14 protein-coding genes and 1 pseudogene are annotated in these 16,081 nt (G+C 71.0%); 12 read left to right on the forward strand and 3 right to left on the reverse strand.

Annotated elements, in window-relative coordinates:
* Nucleotides 1-48: 48 nt before the first annotated feature.
* From rsmD to mutM, 7 genes and pseudogenes are all read left to right on the forward strand, one after another.
* A pseudogene (rsmD, locus tag ACIA6T_RS12865) lies at nt 49-639 on the forward strand (16S rRNA (guanine(966)-N(2))-methyltransferase RsmD); the annotation flags it as partial.
* 26 nt (nt 640-665) lie between these two features.
* Entirely contained in the window at nt 666-1,145 is a 480-nt protein-coding gene (coaD, locus tag ACIA6T_RS12870; RefSeq protein WP_385058211.1) for a pantetheine-phosphate adenylyltransferase, read from the forward strand.
* 97 nt (nt 1,146-1,242) lie between these two features.
* Complete coding sequence (locus ACIA6T_RS12875; RefSeq protein ID WP_399446554.1) at nt 1,243-2,349, forward strand: cell division initiation protein; 1,107 nt, start codon at nt 1,243-1,245, stop codon at nt 2,347-2,349.
* Between the two features lie 128 nt (nt 2,350-2,477).
* On the forward strand, nt 2,478-3,122 hold the full coding sequence (locus ACIA6T_RS12880; RefSeq protein ID WP_385058198.1) for a YceD family protein: 645 nt from the start codon (nt 2,478-2,480) through the stop codon (nt 3,120-3,122).
* A 2-nt stretch (nt 3,123-3,124) separates the two neighbouring features.
* A complete protein-coding gene (gene rpmF / locus ACIA6T_RS12885) occupies nt 3,125-3,298 on the forward strand; it encodes a 50S ribosomal protein L32 (protein ID WP_003951102.1) in 174 nt (57 codons plus the stop codon).
* Nucleotides 3,299-3,317: 19 nt separating this feature from the next.
* Nucleotides 3,318-4,136: a ribonuclease III gene (gene rnc, locus ACIA6T_RS12890; protein ID WP_385058213.1), complete on the forward strand. Its 819-nt coding sequence runs from the start codon at nt 3,318-3,320 to the stop codon at nt 4,134-4,136.
* A 227-nt stretch (nt 4,137-4,363) separates the two neighbouring features.
* Nucleotides 4,364-5,224, forward strand: a complete 861-nt coding sequence (gene mutM / locus ACIA6T_RS12895) for a bifunctional DNA-formamidopyrimidine glycosylase/DNA-(apurinic or apyrimidinic site) lyase (RefSeq protein ID WP_399446555.1) — start codon at nt 4,364-4,366, stop codon at nt 5,222-5,224.
* Here the strand turns inward: mutM and ACIA6T_RS12900 are convergent.
* Together ACIA6T_RS12900 and ACIA6T_RS12905 are read right to left on the reverse strand one after the other, a co-directional pair.
* Entirely contained in the window at nt 5,197-5,595 is a 399-nt protein-coding gene (locus tag ACIA6T_RS12900) for a winged helix-turn-helix transcriptional regulator (protein WP_385058202.1), read from the reverse strand. The genes mutM and ACIA6T_RS12900 overlap by 28 nt on opposite strands.
* 54 nt (nt 5,596-5,649) lie before the next feature.
* Complete coding sequence (locus tag ACIA6T_RS12905) at nt 5,650-6,870, reverse strand: CAP domain-containing protein (RefSeq protein WP_399446556.1); 1,221 nt, start codon at nt 6,868-6,870, stop codon at nt 5,650-5,652.
* A gap of 176 nt (nt 6,871-7,046) precedes the next feature.
* On the opposite strand from ACIA6T_RS12905, the gene ACIA6T_RS12910 reads away from it, so the two are divergent.
* The 5 genes from ACIA6T_RS12910 (at nt 7,047) to ftsY (ending at nt 14,851) form a co-directional block, all read left to right on the forward strand.
* Nucleotides 7,047-7,328 (forward strand): acylphosphatase, encoded by a 282-nt coding sequence (locus tag ACIA6T_RS12910; protein ID WP_399446557.1) that lies wholly within the window; start codon nt 7,047-7,049, stop codon nt 7,326-7,328.
* 378 nt (nt 7,329-7,706) lie between these two features.
* Entirely contained in the window at nt 7,707-7,910 is a 204-nt protein-coding gene (locus ACIA6T_RS12915; protein ID WP_399446558.1) for a hypothetical protein, read from the forward strand.
* A 288-nt stretch (nt 7,911-8,198) separates the two neighbouring features.
* A complete protein-coding gene (gene smc / locus ACIA6T_RS12920) occupies nt 8,199-11,822 on the forward strand; it encodes a chromosome segregation protein SMC (protein ID WP_399446559.1) in 3,624 nt (1,207 codons plus the stop codon).
* 193 nt (nt 11,823-12,015) lie between these two features.
* Nucleotides 12,016-13,434: a sugar porter family MFS transporter gene (locus ACIA6T_RS12925; RefSeq protein WP_385058207.1), complete on the forward strand. Its 1,419-nt coding sequence runs from the start codon at nt 12,016-12,018 to the stop codon at nt 13,432-13,434.
* Between the two features lie 211 nt (nt 13,435-13,645).
* Nucleotides 13,646-14,851 carry a signal recognition particle-docking protein FtsY gene (ftsY, locus tag ACIA6T_RS12930; protein WP_399446560.1) on the forward strand — a complete coding sequence of 402 codons (1,206 nt, stop codon included), beginning with the start codon at nt 13,646-13,648 and terminating at the stop codon, nt 14,849-14,851.
* Between the two features lie 328 nt (nt 14,852-15,179).
* Here ftsY and ACIA6T_RS12935 read toward each other — a convergent pair whose 3' ends face one another.
* Nucleotides 15,180-15,845 carry a bifunctional DNA primase/polymerase gene (locus ACIA6T_RS12935; RefSeq protein WP_399446561.1) on the reverse strand — a complete coding sequence of 222 codons (666 nt, stop codon included), beginning with the start codon at nt 15,843-15,845 and terminating at the stop codon, nt 15,180-15,182.
* Nucleotides 15,846-16,081 lie beyond the last annotated feature (236 nt).

Below are 16,081 nucleotides of genomic sequence, written 5' to 3' on the forward strand. Positions count from 1 at the left end.
ACCCCCGCCTGCCAGACTGGACAAGACACACCCCACGACCAAGGACCCCAGATGACCCGCGTGATCGCCGGCAAGGCCGGCGGACGCCTCCTAGCCGTCCCGCAGGGAAACCGAACCCGCCCCACCTCCGACCGCGCACGCGAAGGCCTCTTCTCCACCTGGCAGTCCCTGCTCGGCGGCCCGTTGGACGGCGAACGCGTCCTCGACCTGTACGCCGGCTCCGGCGCCGTCGGCCTGGAGGCCCTGTCCCGCGGCGCCGGACACGTCCTGCTCGTGGAGGCCGACGCCCGCGCCGTCCGCACGGTCCGGGAGAACGTGAAGTCGCTCGGGCTCCCCGGCGCCGAGGTCGCATCCGGCAAAGCGGAACAGATCATCCGCACCGCGCCCCCGAAAGAGCCGTACGACATCGTCTTCCTCGACCCGCCCTACGCCGTCTCGGACGACGATCTCCGCGAGATCCTGCTCACACTCCGCTCGGGGGGCTGGCTCGCCGAAGAAGCCCTCGTCACCGTGGAGCGCAGCACCCGAGGCGGGGAATTCGCCTGGCCGCCCGGCTTCGAGGCGATCCGGGCCCGTCGCTACGGCGAGGGAACGTTTTGGTACGGTCGCGCCGCCTCTACGTGCGAAGACGCACGATGACCGGACCGGAGAGCGAGGGATCACAAGTGCGCCGCGCCGTATGCCCCGGGTCGTTCGACCCGATCACCAACGGACACCTCGACATCATCGCCCGGGCCTCCCGGCTGTACGACGAGGTCTACGTCGCGGTGATGATCAACCAGTCCAAGAAGGGCCTGTTCGAGATCGAGGAGCGGATCGACCTGATCCGCCGGGTCACCGCCGAGTACGGCAACGTCCGCGTCGAGGCCTTCCACGGCCTGCTCGTCGACTTCTGCAAGCAGCGCGACATCCCCGCCATCGTCAAGGGCCTGCGCGCGGTCAGCGACTTCGACTACGAGCTGCAGATGGCCCAGATGAACAACGGCCTCTCGGGCGTGGAGACCCTCTTCGTCCCCACCAACCCCACCTACAGCTTCCTGTCCTCCTCGCTCGTCAAGGAGGTCGCGGCCTGGGGCGGCGACGTCGCCCACCTGGTGCCGCCGGAGGTCCTGACGGCCCTCACCGAACGCCTGGGCCAGGACTGACCGTCCGCACCGGCCGCCCGGTGTCCACCGGGCGCCCCATGGCCGTACAGTCGTCCCGTCCGTCTCCAACACAGCTGTAGAGAGTGGCGAGCACACGGTGGACGTGCAGAAGAAGCTCGATGAGATCGTCGCCGCGGTCTCCAGTGCCCGGTCGATGCCCATGTCGGCCTCGTGCGTGGTCAACCGCGCCGAACTGCTCTCGATGCTCGAAGAGGTGCGCGCGGCGCTGCCCGACTCCCTCGCGCAGGCCGAGGAACTGATCGGCGGCCGGGAGCAGATGGTCGAGCAGGCCCGCCAGGAGGCCGAGCGGATCATCGAGGGCGCGCACGCCCAGCGCGGTTCCCTGATCTCCGACACGGAGATCGCCCGCCGCTCCCAGTCCGAGGCCGACCGGATCCTCGAGGAGGCCCGCAAGGAGGCCGAGGAGGTCCGCGCGGAGGCCGACGACTACGTCGACTCCAAGCTGGCCAACTTCGAGGTCGTCCTCACCAAGACGCTCGGCTCGGTCGGCCGCGGCCGCGAGAAGCTGCTCGGCACCGGTCCCGGCCTCGACGAGCAGGGCTACGAGGACGAGGACGCCCCCGAGCGCAGCCACGACCCGGAGACCCTGCGCCGCAGCGCCGACGAGTACGTCGACGTCAAGCTCGGCGCCTTCGAGGCGGTCCTCGCCAAGACCCTGGAGGCGGTCGGGAAGGGCCGGCAGAAGCTGCACGGCCGGATCGCCAGCGACGACCTCGGCGCCCTCGCCGACGACCCGACGACCGTCCAGCACTCCAGCGACGCCGACTACCTCGCCGGCCTCGCGTCCCTCGCCGAGCAGGACGCCGCCACGGCCAAGCAGCCCGAGCCGCAGCAGCAGACCTACGCCCAGCCGGAGCCCGCGTACGGCTATCAGCAGCAGCCGGACCCGTACGCCGGCTACCAGCAGCAGTACGGCGGACAGCAGGACGCCTACTCCCCCACCTCCGGCTACGCTCCGGCGGGAGGTGCCCCCATCCAGCAGGCCGACCCGTACGCCGCCGCGTACCAGGGCTACGACGCGCAGGGGCAGGCGTACGACCCGAACCAGGGACAGCAGGCCGGGCACGACCAGCAGGCCCAGCAGGCCCAGCAGGGCTACGCCCTGGACGAGACCAGCCTCTTCGACACCAGCATGATCACGCCCGAGCAGTTGCGCGCCTACGAGCGCGAGCGGGGTCTGTAGGGGCGGATTGGGCCGAGAGCGAAAGGTCCAGTATCCTGGCTCTTCGGTCGCGCTTACGTCCGCGATCCACGCTGCCCGGGAACATCGCACGGCAGTGATATCTCTGAGCTCGAAGACCGAAAGCAGGAATGGCTCTGAACGCCCGCCTCGACCACCGCAACCCCCTCGTGTTCGACACGCACGAGCTGGGGCGGCGGCCCGGTGCGCTGCAGCGCCTGACCCGCACGGTCGACGCTCCCCAGGACTTCGGGATCAAGGACGTCATCGGAGTGCCGGAAGGCGCCCCGGTGGAGCTGGAACTCCGGCTCGAGTCGGTCATGGAAGGTGTGCTCGTCACAGGCACCGCCCGTGCCAAGGCCGAGGGGGAGTGCGTAAGGTGTCTGGAGCCGCTGGAGCAGGAGCTCGAAGCGGACTTCCAGGAGATGTTCTCGTACCCTGACGCCGACGACCGGGGCCGCGTGATCGCGGAGCCGGGCGACGACGCCGAGGATGACGAGGACAGGCTCTTTCTCGAGGACGGCCTGTTCGACCTCGAGCCTGTGCTGCGCGATGCGGTGGTGCTCGCACTGCCGATGCAGCCGGTGTGCCGGGAAGACTGCCCGGGTCTGTGCTCCGAGTGCGGAGCACGGCTCGCTGACGACCCGGACCACCACCACGATGCCGTCGACATCCGTTGGGCGGCTTTGCAGGGACTCGCCGGTTCACTCGGAGACGGCGAGAAGGACGAGATGAGCGGCGCCGAACCTGGCGTCGACGAGAAGCAGGAGAAGTAGCCGTGGCTGTTCCGAAGCGGAAGATGTCGCGCAGCAACACGCGCCACCGCCGGTCGCAGTGGAAGGCTGCGGTCCCCACCCTGGTTGCGTGCGAGCGCTGCCACGAGCCCAAGCAGCAGCACATCGCGTGCCCGTCTTGCGGCACTTACAACAAGCGCCAGGTCCTCGAGGTCTGAGCGGCTGGTGAGAGGCACTGTGTCGACGCCGAAGAAGAACTCAGCGGACCACCAGGCCTCGTCCCACACGCTTCTGGAAGGGCGGCTCGGCTACCGGCTCGAGTCCGCCCTTCTGGTGCGTGCGCTGACCCACCGTTCCTACGCGTACGAGAACGGCGGTCTGCCGACGAACGAGCGGCTGGAGTTCCTCGGGGACTCCGTGCTCGGCCTCGTCGTCACGGACACGCTGTACAACACCCACCCCGACCTGCCCGAAGGCCAGCTGGCCAAGCTGCGGGCCGCGGTGGTCAACTCGCGTGCGCTGGCGGAGGTGGGCCGTGGGCTCGAACTGGGCTCCTTCATCCGGCTCGGCCGCGGTGAAGAGGGCACGGGCGGCCGGGACAAGGCGTCCATCCTCGCCGACACCCTGGAAGCGGTGATCGGCGCCGTCTATCTCGACCAGGGCCTCGACGCGGCCTCCGAACTGGTGCACCGCCTGTTCGACCCGCTGATCGAGAAGTCCTCGAACCTCGGAGCCGGCCTGGACTGGAAGACCAGTCTCCAGGAGCTCACCGCGACCGAAGGACTCGGCGTGCCCGAGTACCTGGTCACGGAGACCGGCCCCGACCACGAGAAGACCTTCACTGCTGCCGCCCGCGTCGGAGGCGTCTCGTACGGCACCGGCACCGGCCGCAGCAAGAAGGAGGCGGAGCAGCAGGCCGCCGAGTCCGCGTGGCGGTCCATCCGGGCCGCGGCGGACGAGCGCGCCAAGGCGGCGGCGGAGGCCGAGGAGGCCGTCCGGACCGCCGAAGCCGATGCCTCCGGGAAGAGCGCCGACGCCCCGTCGGCCTCCGCCTGAAAGAACAGCGCGACCCGAGCGCCCGCCCCCGGACCGGGGGTGGGCGCTCGCGGCGCCAGAGCCTGTCCGGCCGTCCGGGCCGGAGCCGGACGGACGGCCTCGACGCGACGGGGCCCCTCGCGCACGGCGGATCTCCCACGCACGGGGGAGAGGCCGAGCGCGGCGGACCACCGACCGCCGACGCCCTCCGGACAGCTCTCAGTACACCGGTCCTTGGAGGGGACACCATGCCCGAGCTGCCCGAGGTCGAGGTCGTACGGCGCGGACTCGAGCGGTGGGTCGCCCACCGGACCGTCGCCGACGCCGAAGTGCTGCACCCGCGCGCGGTACGCCGTCACCTCGCCGGCGCCGACGACTTCGCGCACCGGCTCAAGGGACACCGCGTCGGCGTCCCCAGCCGCCGCGGCAAGTACCTGTGGCTGCCCCTGGAGGACACCGGCCAGTCGGTCCTGGCCCACCTCGGCATGAGCGGCCAGCTGCTGGTGCAGCCGCACACGGCGCCGGACGAGAAGCACCTGCGCATCCGTGTCCGCTTCACCGACGCCCTGGACACCGAACTCCGCTTCGTCGACCAGCGCACCTTCGGCGGCCTGTCGCTGCACGACACCACCCCCGACGGACTGCCCGACGTCATCGCGCACATCGCCCGGGACCCCCTCGACCCGCTCTTCGACGAGGAGGCGTTCCACCAGGCGCTGCGCCGCAAGCGGACCACCATCAAGCGGGCCCTGCTCGACCAGTCACTGATCAGCGGCGTCGGCAACATCTACGCCGACGAGGCGCTGTGGCGGGCCCGCATCCACTACGAGCGCCCCACGGCAGGCTTCACCCGCCCGCGCACCCTGCTCCTGCTGGGCCACGTCCGGGACGTCATGAACGCGGCGCTCGCGGTGGGCGGCACCAGCTTCGACAGCCTCTACGTCAACGTCAACGGGGAGTCCGGCTACTTCGACCGGTCCCTGGACGCGTACGGCCGTGAGGGCCTGCCCTGCCGCCGCTGCGGTACGCCGATGCGCCGACGGGCGTGGATGAACCGCTCCAGCTACTTCTGCCCGAGGTGTCAGCGGGCGCCGCGCGTTCCGTCGTAGCGCTCACGCGCCCGGAGCACCGCGTCCATGCTGCCCTCGACGCACTGGATGAGGGAGAGCAGACGCCGGGCGACCTCGTGGCCGAGCGGGGTCAGTTCGTAGTCCACACGGGGCGGGTTGGTGGGCTGGGCCTCGCGGTGCACCAGCCCGTCGCGCTCCAGCGCGTGCAGCGTCTGGGAGAGCATCTTCTCGCTCACCCCGTCGACCCGGCGGCGCAGCTCGTTGAACCGCAGCGAGCCCTCGTGGAGCGCGCCGAGGGTCAGCGCGCCCCAGCGCCCGGTCACATGCTCCAGCGTGCCGCGGGACGGACACGCCTTGGCGAACACGTTGAAGGGGAGCTCCTGCTCCTCCGGGCGCCGCACGGTCGTCATGCATGCAAGCCTACGTCAGAGCAGCGCTGACCATCAGATAGCGCTAACCAGGAGTCAGTATCCGAAGTTCTGGGTCCACCACGGGCCGCCCGACCCCATGTGGACGCCCACGCCCAGCGTCTTGAAGTCGCAGTTCAGTATGTTCGCCTTGTGGCCGGGGCTGTCCATCCAGGCCTGCATCACGGCCTCGGCGTCGGCCTGGCCCCGGGCGATGTTCTCGCCGCCCAGGTTGCTTATGCCGGCCGTCTTGGCCCTGTCCCACGGGGTGCCGCCGTCGGGGTCGGTGTGGTCGAAGAAGCCGCGCTCGGCCATGTCGTCGCTGAACGCCGTGGCCAGATCGGTCAGCGCGCTGCTCGCGGTGACCGGGCTGCAACCCACCTTGGCCCGCTCCACGTTGACCAGTCGGAGCACCTCGGCACCGGCGACGGCCTCCGCGGACGAGGGCGCCGGGTCGCTCGTCTTCTTCTCCGGCTCCGGCGTCGCCTCGCGGGACGGCGTCTTCTCCGCGGTCTTCTCGGGGGCCGCCGCGGACTCCTTCTTCTCCGGAGTCTTCTTCTCCGGGGTCTTCGTCGGCGCCGCCGACGTCGAGGCCGACGCGGACGGCTCGGGCGAGGCGGAGCGCTCGGCGTCACGGCTCGCCGGGGTGCCGGCGTCGCGGCTCCGGTTCTCCAGGCTCCCGGACGTGCCGCCCTGCTCGCTGGGCGAGTTGGTCGGCGCGTTCCCGGCCTGCACGCTGTCACCGGAGGTGCTGTCGCCGCCGAGCCTGTAGTTCTCCAGACCGGGCACCGCGCCCGTGGCCACCGCCACCGTGCCGAGGGCCACCGCGGCGGAGACACCGAGCAGGCCGGTACGGACCGGGGTCGCGGCCTTCTTCTTCCGGCGCCGGTGTCCGTCGGGGCGGGGCGCGTCGTCGTCGGGCGCGAGGCCGTCACCGGCGAAGACGTGGCCGATCCGGTCCTGGGTGGAGCCGGTCCGGTCCGGGCCCGTCGAGAAGTCGGTGCCCGGGAAGCCGCCGCGGGTGAAATCGCCGCGGGTGAAGTCGCCGCCCCCGGCGGGGGTTCCGGCGCCGTCCGTCGCGTAGAGATAGGCCTCGCTCCTGGCGTACGTCTCGGCGTACGCCTGCGGGTTCAGATACGGCGCGGTGCCCATCGTGGGCGGGCCGTCCCCCCGGTCATCCCTCGGAAGCGGGCCGCCGTCGTAGGGGCCGTCGTGAGTGACCCCGGTGGCGCGGCCCGTGGCGGCGCGGCCGGCGGCGGAGCGTCGGTGGCGTCCCATGTCCTGGCCTTCCTCGTCCTTGCGGTCGACTCATGCTGGCGACCAACCCGAAACCCGATGATCACGAAACTCACACGAACGAGTGAGTTTCATATGAGATTCATGGCTGGGGACGCTACCGCATGGCGCAAGGGCCAGGTGTGCCCCAAGTGGCTTTGTCCGGTTAGGTTGCAGCCATGAGCGAGGATGTGCGAATGGTCGCCTGGGTGCGCGGGCGTGTCCAAGGTGTGGGTTTCCGCTGGTTCACCCGGGCCAAGGCGCTGGAGATCGGCGGCCTGAGTGGTTTTGCTCTCAATCTGGGCGACGGCAGGGTCCAAGTGGTCGCCGAGGGCGCCCGCGAACACTGCGAGGGACTGCTCGACTGGCTCCAGGCCGGCGACACGCCCGGACAGGTGGACGGAGTCACCGAGATCTGGGACACACCGCGCGGCGGCTACGAGGGCTTCGCCATCCGCTGACCCCGCCCGCTCCGGCAGCCCCCTGGTACCACGGGCGGTCCGCGCGACGAGCACTGTCCGACGAAAAAGTCCTGGTGATTGCCGAGAAGGGCTTGCCGTGGGCGGCGCCGGCCGTCAAGATGATCGCCACGCCCCGAGGACCTGTGAGACTCGCGCCGCCGCCGTCCGTCGGCCGTGCGCGCCCGGTTGTCCGCCGATACGGGGCGTGATCGTGTTGACCCTCAAACTTTTTGGTGAGACGCTGAAAGCCCCGCGCACCTTAGCTGTTTGGCATGGCTGAACGGCAGCACAACTCCAGGCATGTCAAGCATCGCGGGTGCGAATCCCTCACGACCCACACCGCATCGGTCGGTCACTCATTGTGGAGGACCATCCATCATGGCAAAGGCGCTTCTCGGTTACGTCGGCGGCTCCGACCCTCGACTCCTCGCCGAGATGCGACGGCTCCAGCAGCGTGTCCAGGACCTGGAATCCGAGCTCGTACGGATCCAGGCGGAGAAGGACGCGCTTTCGGCTGCCGCTTCTCACGACAGGATCATGGAGAGCGTTGACGCACACCAGGCGGAGCCTGCGCTCACCTGATCACTGCACCGCTGCTCACTTCACCGCTGTACGAACAGCACAGCAGTGGTCGGGCCTGCCCGTCACCACCGCCAAGCAGTCAGAACTGCAAGGGACGCCCCGGCGTCCCTTCTTTCTTTCCCGCCTCCGTGGCCCCGCCCCGGCGCCCGCGCCCCCGCGCACGGCGCTCCGTGCTCGTTGTCCCGCGCATCCTTTCACCCTCTTCAACGTCTGGTCTGCCCTGCGCGTTCACCCGCGAAACCGCGCGTTCATGGAGTGAGATCTGCCCGGCGGGTAAAGTCCGGCGGCGTGCACCTCAAGGCCCTGACCCTCCGCGGCTTCAAGTCGTTCGCTTCCGCGACCACGCTCCGGTTCGAACCGGGGATCACGTGCGTCGTGGGTCCGAACGGCTCGGGCAAGTCCAATGTCGTGGACGCGCTCAGCTGGGTCATGGGCGAGCAGGGCGCCAAGTCGCTGCGCGGCGGCAAGATGGAGGACGTCATCTTCGCCGGCACCACCGGCCGTCCCCCGCTGGGCCGTGCCGAGGTGTCCCTGACCATCGACAACTCCGACGGCGCCCTCCCCATCGAGTACGCCGAGGTCACCATCACGCGGATCATGTTCCGCAACGGCGGCAGCGAGTACCAGATCAACGGCGACACCTGCCGTCTCCTCGACATCCAGGAACTGCTCTCCGACTCCGGCATCGGCCGGGAGATGCACGTCATCGTCGGCCAGGGCCGGCTCGACTCCGTACTGCACGCCGATCCCATGGGCCGCCGCGCCTTCATCGAGGAGGCCGCCGGCGTCCTCAAGCACCGCAAGCGCAAGGAGAAGGCGCTGCGGAAGCTGGACGCGATGCAGGCCAACCTCGCACGGGTCCAGGACCTCACCGACGAGCTGCGGCGCCAGCTCAAGCCGCTCGGCCGCCAGGCCGCCGTCGCGCGGCGGGCCGCCGTCATCCAGGCCGACCTGCGCGACGCGCGGCTCCGCCTCCTCGCCGACGACCTCGTACGGCTGCGGGAGGCGCTGCGGGCCGAGATCGCCGACGAGGCCGCCCTCAAGGAGCGCAAGGAGGCGGCCGAGGCCGAGCTGAGGAAGGCCCTCCAGCACGAGGCCAACCTGGAGGACGAGGTACGCCGGCTCGCCCCGCGGCTGCACAGCGCCCAGCAGACCTGGTACGAGCTCTCCCAGCTCGCCGAACGGGTGCGCGGCACGATCTCGCTGGCCGACGCGCGCGTGCAGAGCGCGACCTCCGCGCCCCCCGAGGAGCGGCGCGGCCGGGACCCGGAGGACATGGAGCGCGAGGCCGCCCGCATCCGTGAGCAGGAGGCCGAACTGGAGGCCGCCCTGGAGGCGGCCGAACGCGCGCTGGAGGACACGGTCGCCCACCGCGCGGAGCTGGAACGCGAACTCGCCCAGGAGGAACGGCGGCTGAAGGACGCCGCGCGGGCCATCGCCGACCGGCGCGAGGGGCTCGCCCGGCTCAAGGGACAGGTGGGCGCGGCCCGTTCGCGCGCCGCCGCCGCCCAGGCGGAGATCGAGCGGCTGGCCGTCGCCCGTGACGAGGCCCAGGAGCGGGCCGTCGCCGCGCAGGAGGAGTACGAGACGCTCAGGGCGGAGGTCGACGGCCTCGACGCCGGCGACGCGGAACTCGCCGAGCTGCACGATGCCGCCAAGCGGCGGCTCGCGGATGCGGAAGCCGCCCTCACCGCCGCCCGCGAGGCGGCCACCGCCGCCGAACGCAGCCGCGCGGCGACCCGGGCCCGCCACGAGGCCCTCGCCCTCGGCCTGCGCCGCAAGGACGGCACCGGCGCCCTGCTGGGGGCGAAGGACCGCCTCACCGGGTTGCTGGGCCCGGCCGCGGAACTGCTGACGGTGACACCCGGCTACGAGGTACCGCTCGCAGCCGCGTTCGGCACGGCGGCAGACGCCCTCGCGATGACCTCACCGTCCGCCGCGGCCGAAGCGATCCGTCTCCTGCGCAAACAGGACGCGGGCCGAGCAACCCTCCTCCTGACAGAAGCAGCCGAAACACCGCCCCAAAGGGGCGCGGGGAACCGCGCGGCCGGCCACAGCACACCCGTAGCCGTCGACGCACCCGCAGTCACCCTCCCCGCAGAGCGCCTCGTCAGCGGCCCCCGCGAGCTCATGCCGGCCGTCCGACGGCTACTGCACCGCATCGTCGTCGTCGGCACCCTGGAGGACGCCGAGGAACTCGTCGGCGCCCACCCCGACCTCACCGCCGTCACCGCCGAAGGCGACCTGCTCGGCGCCCACTTCGCGCAGGGCGGTTCCGCAGGCGCCCCCAGCCTGCTGGAAGTACAGGCATCCGTGGACGAGGCCGCCGCCGAGCTGGCGGAGCTGGCCGTGCGCTGCGCGGAGCTGGCCGAGGCGCAGGAGGCGGCCACCGGCCGGCGCCGGGAGTGCGCGGCCCTCGTCGAGGAACTCGGGGAGCGGCGCCGGGCCGCGGACCGGGAGAAGTCCTCCGTCGCCCAGCAGCTCGGCCGGCTCGCCGGCCAGGCACGCGGCGCCGCCGGGGAGGCCGAGCGGGCCGGCGCCGCCGCGGCCCGGGCACAGGAAGCCCTCGACAAGGCGCTCATCGACGTCGAGGAACTCGCCGAGCGGCTCGCCGTCGCCGAGGAGACGCCGTTCGAGGAGGAGCCCGACACCGCCGTACGCGACCGGCTCGCCGCCGACGGGGCCAACGCCCGCCAGACCGAGATGGAGGCCCGCCTCCAGGCCCGTACGCACGAGGAACGGGTCAAGGGACTCGCCGGACGGGCCGACTCCCTCGACCGGGCCGCCCGCGCGGAACGCGAGGCACGCGCGCGTGCCGAACAGCGCCGGGCCCGGCTGCGCCACGAGGCGGAAGTCGCCCGGGCCGTCGCCGCCGGTGCCCGGACGCTCCTCGCGCACGTCGAGGTCTCCCTCGCCCGCGCCGACCAGGAGCGCACCGCCGCCGACACCGCCAAGGCCCGCCGCGAGCAGGAACTCGCCCGCGCCCGCGCCGAGGGGCGCGACCTCAAGGCGGAACTCGACAAGTTGACGGATTCAGTTCACCGGGGCGAGGTACTCGGCGCCGAGAAACGGCTGCGGATGGAGCAGCTGGAGACCAGGGCGCTGGAGGAACTGGGTGTGGAACCGGCCGGGCTGGTGTCGGAGTACGGCCCGCACCAGCCGGTGCCGCCCTCGCCCCCCGCCGAGGGCGAACGGCTGCCGGAAACTGATTCCCACAGCGGCTCCGCCGCGGGGGAGCACCCGCGCAACAGGCCCCGCCCCTTCGTGCGGGCCGAGCAGGAGAAGCGCCTGAAGGCCGCCGAGCGTGCCTACCAGCAGCTCGGCAAGGTGAATCCGCTCGCCCTGGAGGAGTTCGCGGCGCTCGAGGAACGCCACCAGTTCCTCGGCGAGCAGCTGGAGGACCTGAAGAAGACCCGCGCGGATCTGCTCCAGGTTGTCAAGGAGGTCGACGAACGCGTCGAGCAGGTCTTCACCGAGGCCTACCGGGACACCGCACGCGAGTTCGAGGGCGTCTTCTCCCGGCTGTTCCCGGGCGGTGAGGGGCGGCTGGTGCTGACCGACCCCGACAACATGCTCACCACGGGCGTGGAGGTCGAGGCGCGTCCGCCCGGCAAGAAGGTCAAGCGGCTCTCCCTGCTCTCGGGCGGCGAGCGGTCGCTGACCGCCGTGGCGATGCTCGTGTCGATCTTCAAGGCGCGGCCCAGCCCGTTCTACGTCATGGACGAGGTCGAGGCCGCCCTCGACGACACCAACCTCCAGCGGCTGATCCGGATCATGCAGGAGCTGCAGGAGGCCTCGCAGCTGATCGTGATCACGCACCAGAAGCGCACCATGGAGGTCGCCGACGCGCTCTACGGCGTCTCCATGCAGGGCGACGGCGTGTCCAAGGTCATCAGCCAGCGTCTGCGCTAGACCGGCACACAATATTCAAGTTCTGAACGATCTCCACTCTGTCGCGTCTTAAAACTCACAGCACACGACCTATTGACTTCAAAAGTTGAAGGCATAGTCTCTGCAATGTTGTTTTTACCTTCAGGTACCTTCAGCTGGACCTCGAAGGGCTGACCCCCATCCGGCGATGTTGCCGGTGGCCCGAGGAGTACACGTGACCAGCACCACGCAGGCACAGAAATCAGGAGCCGGGACGGCTCACCCCGAACATCTCGGGCACGTCATCTTCATCGCGGCGGCGGCCGCCATGGGCGGTTTCCTCTTCGGCTACGACAGCTCCGTGATCAACGGCGCCGTCGAGGCCATCCGCGACCGCTACGACATCGGCTCCGCCGCGCTCGCGCAGGTCATCGCCATCGCCCTGATCGGCTGTGCCATCGGCGCCGCGACCGCCGGCCGTATAGCCGACCGCATCGGCCGCATCCGGTGCATGCAGATCGCCGCGGTCCTGTTCACCATCAGCGCCGTCGGCTCCGCGCTGCCCTTCGCGCTGTGGGACCTCGCCTTCTGGCGGGTCGTCGGCGGCTTCGCCATCGGCATGGCCTCCGTCATCGGCCCGGCCTACATCGCCGAGGTCGCCCCGCCCGCCTACCGCGGCCGGCTCGGCTCCTTCCAGCAGGCCGCGATCGTCGTCGGCATCGCCGTCTCGCAGCTGGTCAACTGGGGCATCCTCAACGCCTCCGACGGCGACCAGCGCGGTGAGCTGATGGGCCTGGAGGCCTGGCAGGTCATGCTCGGCGTCATGGTGGTCCCGGCCGTCCTCTACGGCCTGCTCTCCTTCGCCATCCCCGAGTCCCCGCGCTACCTGATCTCCGTCGGCAAGCACGAGCGCGCCCGGCAGATCCTCGAAGAGGTCGAGGGCAAGGACGTCGACCTGACCGCCCGCGTCACCGAGATCGAGTCGGCGATGCACCGTGAGGAGAAGTCCAGCTTCAAGGACCTGCTCGGCGGCAGCTTCTTCTTCAAGCCGATCGTCTGGATCGGTATCGGCCTGTCGGTGTTCCAGCAGTTCGTCGGCATCAACGTCGCGTTCTACTACTCCTCGACGCTGTGGCAGTCGGTCGGCGTCGACCCGACGGACTCGTTCTTCTACTCGTTCACCACGTCGATCATCAACATCGTCGGCACCGTCATCGCGATGATCTTCGTCGACCGCATCGGCCGCAAGCCGCTCGCGATCATCGGCTCCGTCGGCATGGTGATCGGCCTCGCCCTCGAGGCCTGGGCCTTCTCCGCCGACCTCGTCGACGGATCGCTGCCCGCCACCCAGGGCTGGGTCGCCCTGATCGCCGCGCACGTCTTCGTCCTCTTCTTCGCCCTGTCGTGGGGCGTGGTCGTCTGGGTCATGCTCGGCGAGATGTTCCCCAACCGGATCCGCGCCGCCGCCCTCGGTGTCGCCGCCGCCGCGCAGTGGATCGCCAACTGGGCCATCACCGCGAGCTTCCCCTCGCTGGCCGACTGGAACCTGTCGGTCACCTACGTGATCTACACGGTCTTCGCCGCGCTCTCCATCCCGTTCGTCCTGAAGTTCGTGAAGGAGACGAAGGGCAAGGCGCTGGAGGAGATGGGCTGAGCGGCAGCCCCCAAGACCGGGGAGAAGGGTTCAAGTCCCCGCTGCCCCTCTCCTCGTACCTTCACCGCCGCCCCGGCCCGGGTCACCCCCGGGCCGGGGCGGCGGTGTGTCCACCGCGGGAGAAGGGCATCCCGCGACGCGCGGCACGTACCGTCCGGCACGGGTCCGTATCGGCCCCACCGGGGTACCCATGGCCGATACTGGAGCCGTTATGGACATCGTCATCCTTGCTGTAGTCATCGCCGTGGTCGTGCTCGGCGCGCTCAGTGGGCTCATCGTCGGCAGCCGGCGCAAGAAGTCGCTGCCCCCGCCGCCGCCCGCCGCGCCCGACATCACCGCCCCTCCGGCCGAGCCGCACGTCGGCGAAGAGGCCGAGACGCCGCGGGAGGAACCGCGGCGCACCATAGAGGAGGTTGATCTTCCGGCGGGCGCCGGTCCCGTCGTCATCGAGGAACCGCCCGCCGCCGTCGAGGCTCCCGAGATCGAGATCCCGGAGCCCACCGCCGGCCGTCTGGTCCGGCTGCGCGCCCGTCTCTCCCGGTCGCAGAACGCCCTGGGCAAGGGCCTGCTCGTCCTGCTGTCCCGCGAGCACCTCGACGAGGACACCTGGGAGGAGATCGAGGACACCCTGCTCACCGCCGACGTCGGTGTGCAGCCCACCCAGGAGCTGGTCGAGCGGCTGCGCGAGCGTGTGAAGGTGCTCGGCACCCGCACCCCCGAGGAGCTGCGCGGACTGCTCCGCGAGGAGCTGATCACGCTGGTCGGTCCCGAGATGGACCGCACCGTGCACACCGAGAACGCGGCCGGCGGTCCCGGCATCGTGATGGTCGTCGGCGTCAACGGCACCGGCAAGACCACCACCACCGGCAAGCTCGCCCGCGTCCTGGTCGCCGACGGCAACACCGTCGTGCTCGGCGCCGCCGACACCTTCCGTGCCGCCGCCGCCGACCAGCTGCAGACCTGGGGCGAGCGGGTCGGCGCCCACACCGTGCGCGGTCCGGAGGGCGGTGATCCGGCCTCCGTCGCGTTCGACGCGGTCAAGGAGGGCAAGGAGATGACCGCCGACGCCGTACTCATCGACACCGCGGGGCGGCTGCACACCAAGACCGGTCTCATGGACGAGCTCGGCAAGGTCAAGCGGGTCGTGGAGAAGCAGGCTCCGCTGGACGAGGTACTGCTCGTGCTCGACGCCACCACCGGGCAGAACGGTCTGGTCCAGGCGCGGGTGTTCGCCGAGGTCGTCGACATCACCGGCATCGTGCTGACCAAGCTGGACGGTACGGCCAAGGGCGGCATCGTGATCGCCGTGCAGCGTGAGCTGGGTGTGCCGGTCAAGTTGATCGGGCTCGGTGAGGGGGCGGATGATCTGGCGCCGTTCGAGCCGGATGCGTTCGTGGACGCCCTTATCGGGGAGTGAGGCCCTGACTCCGACTCCGTCGGACGGATTCGGCAGACGCGAAGAAGCGCCCGCCCTCGCGGGGGACGGGCGCTTCGCCATGTCCGGGGTGCCCCGGCGTGGGTGTGGGCCGGGGGTGGTTCGCGCGGCCCGGCGCTTGCGGGGTGCCTCCCCCACTCTCGGCTCCGCTCGAGCGGGAGGTGCCCCCACCGCCCACCCGTGCCGCCCTGGGGGTACCTCCCAGGCCCTTAAGGCACTGGGGGAGGCACGACTGCCCGCGGGAGCGGTGGGAGCGGTGGGAGCGGTGGGGGTGGCGGCACGACTGCCCGCGGGGACGGCGGGGCGGCGGTTATGTTCCTGATCGGTGTGCCACGTATGCCAGTGTGCCCAGGAGCAGGCGGGCCTCCGGTGGAGGGGACGCCGAGTCCGGGGCGGGGGAGCGGAGCCAGCGGACCGGGCCCAGGTCGCCCCGGTCGGACGGTGGCGCCGTGATGTGCGTACCGGGTCCGAGGCCGCGCAGGTCCAGGGCGGCCGGGGCGTCCCAGCCCATGCGGTAGAGCAGGTCGGGGAGCGCGGCGGCGGCGCCGGGGGCGACGAAGAAGTGGGCGCGGCCGTCCGGGGTGACGGCGACCGGGCCGACCGGCAGGCCCATGCGCTCCAGCCGGGCCAGGGCGTGGCGTCCGGCGGCCTCCGCGACCTCGATCACGTCGAACGCCCGCCCGACCGGCAGCATCAGCGAGGCCCCCGGGAACTCCGACCAGACCGCGGTCACCTCTTCCAGCGGGGCCCCGGCGCGGATCACCGGCGCGTGGTCCAGCGGATGCGCGCCCGGTGCCCGGCAGCCGACGCGGCCGCAGGAGCAGGCGCCCGCGGCGGCCCGGACGCCCGGCACCACGTCCCAGCCCCACAGTCCGGTGTACTCCGCCACGACGGTGCCGTCCGAGGGGCGGCTCCGGCGACGCGAACCGGACCGGATGTCGCGGATGCCCCGACTGATACCGATCGTGAAGCCCATGCCCCCTCCAACGGGTCCGACGTACCGGTGGTCACGTAGCGAACGCGGAAAGTGACTCTCTGTTTCCGACTTCCCGACGTCGTTCCGCTCAACCAGCGCTTCGAAGCGCCAGGGGTGGTGCGTCCGGTGATGCGCGCCCCTCACTGCATCGCTGCATCCACTCTTGGCTGTCCGGTGTCAAGTGAATCGCGGTATGGCAACGGTGAGTTCATTCGAAGGGGTGGCGAATGGTGGCG

Origin of the sequence: Streptomyces sp. NPDC051740 (assembly GCF_044453165.1) — a bacterium.
In the GTDB taxonomy this organism is placed as follows: Bacteria; Actinomycetota; Actinomycetes; order Streptomycetales; family Streptomycetaceae; genus Streptomyces; species Streptomyces atrovirens.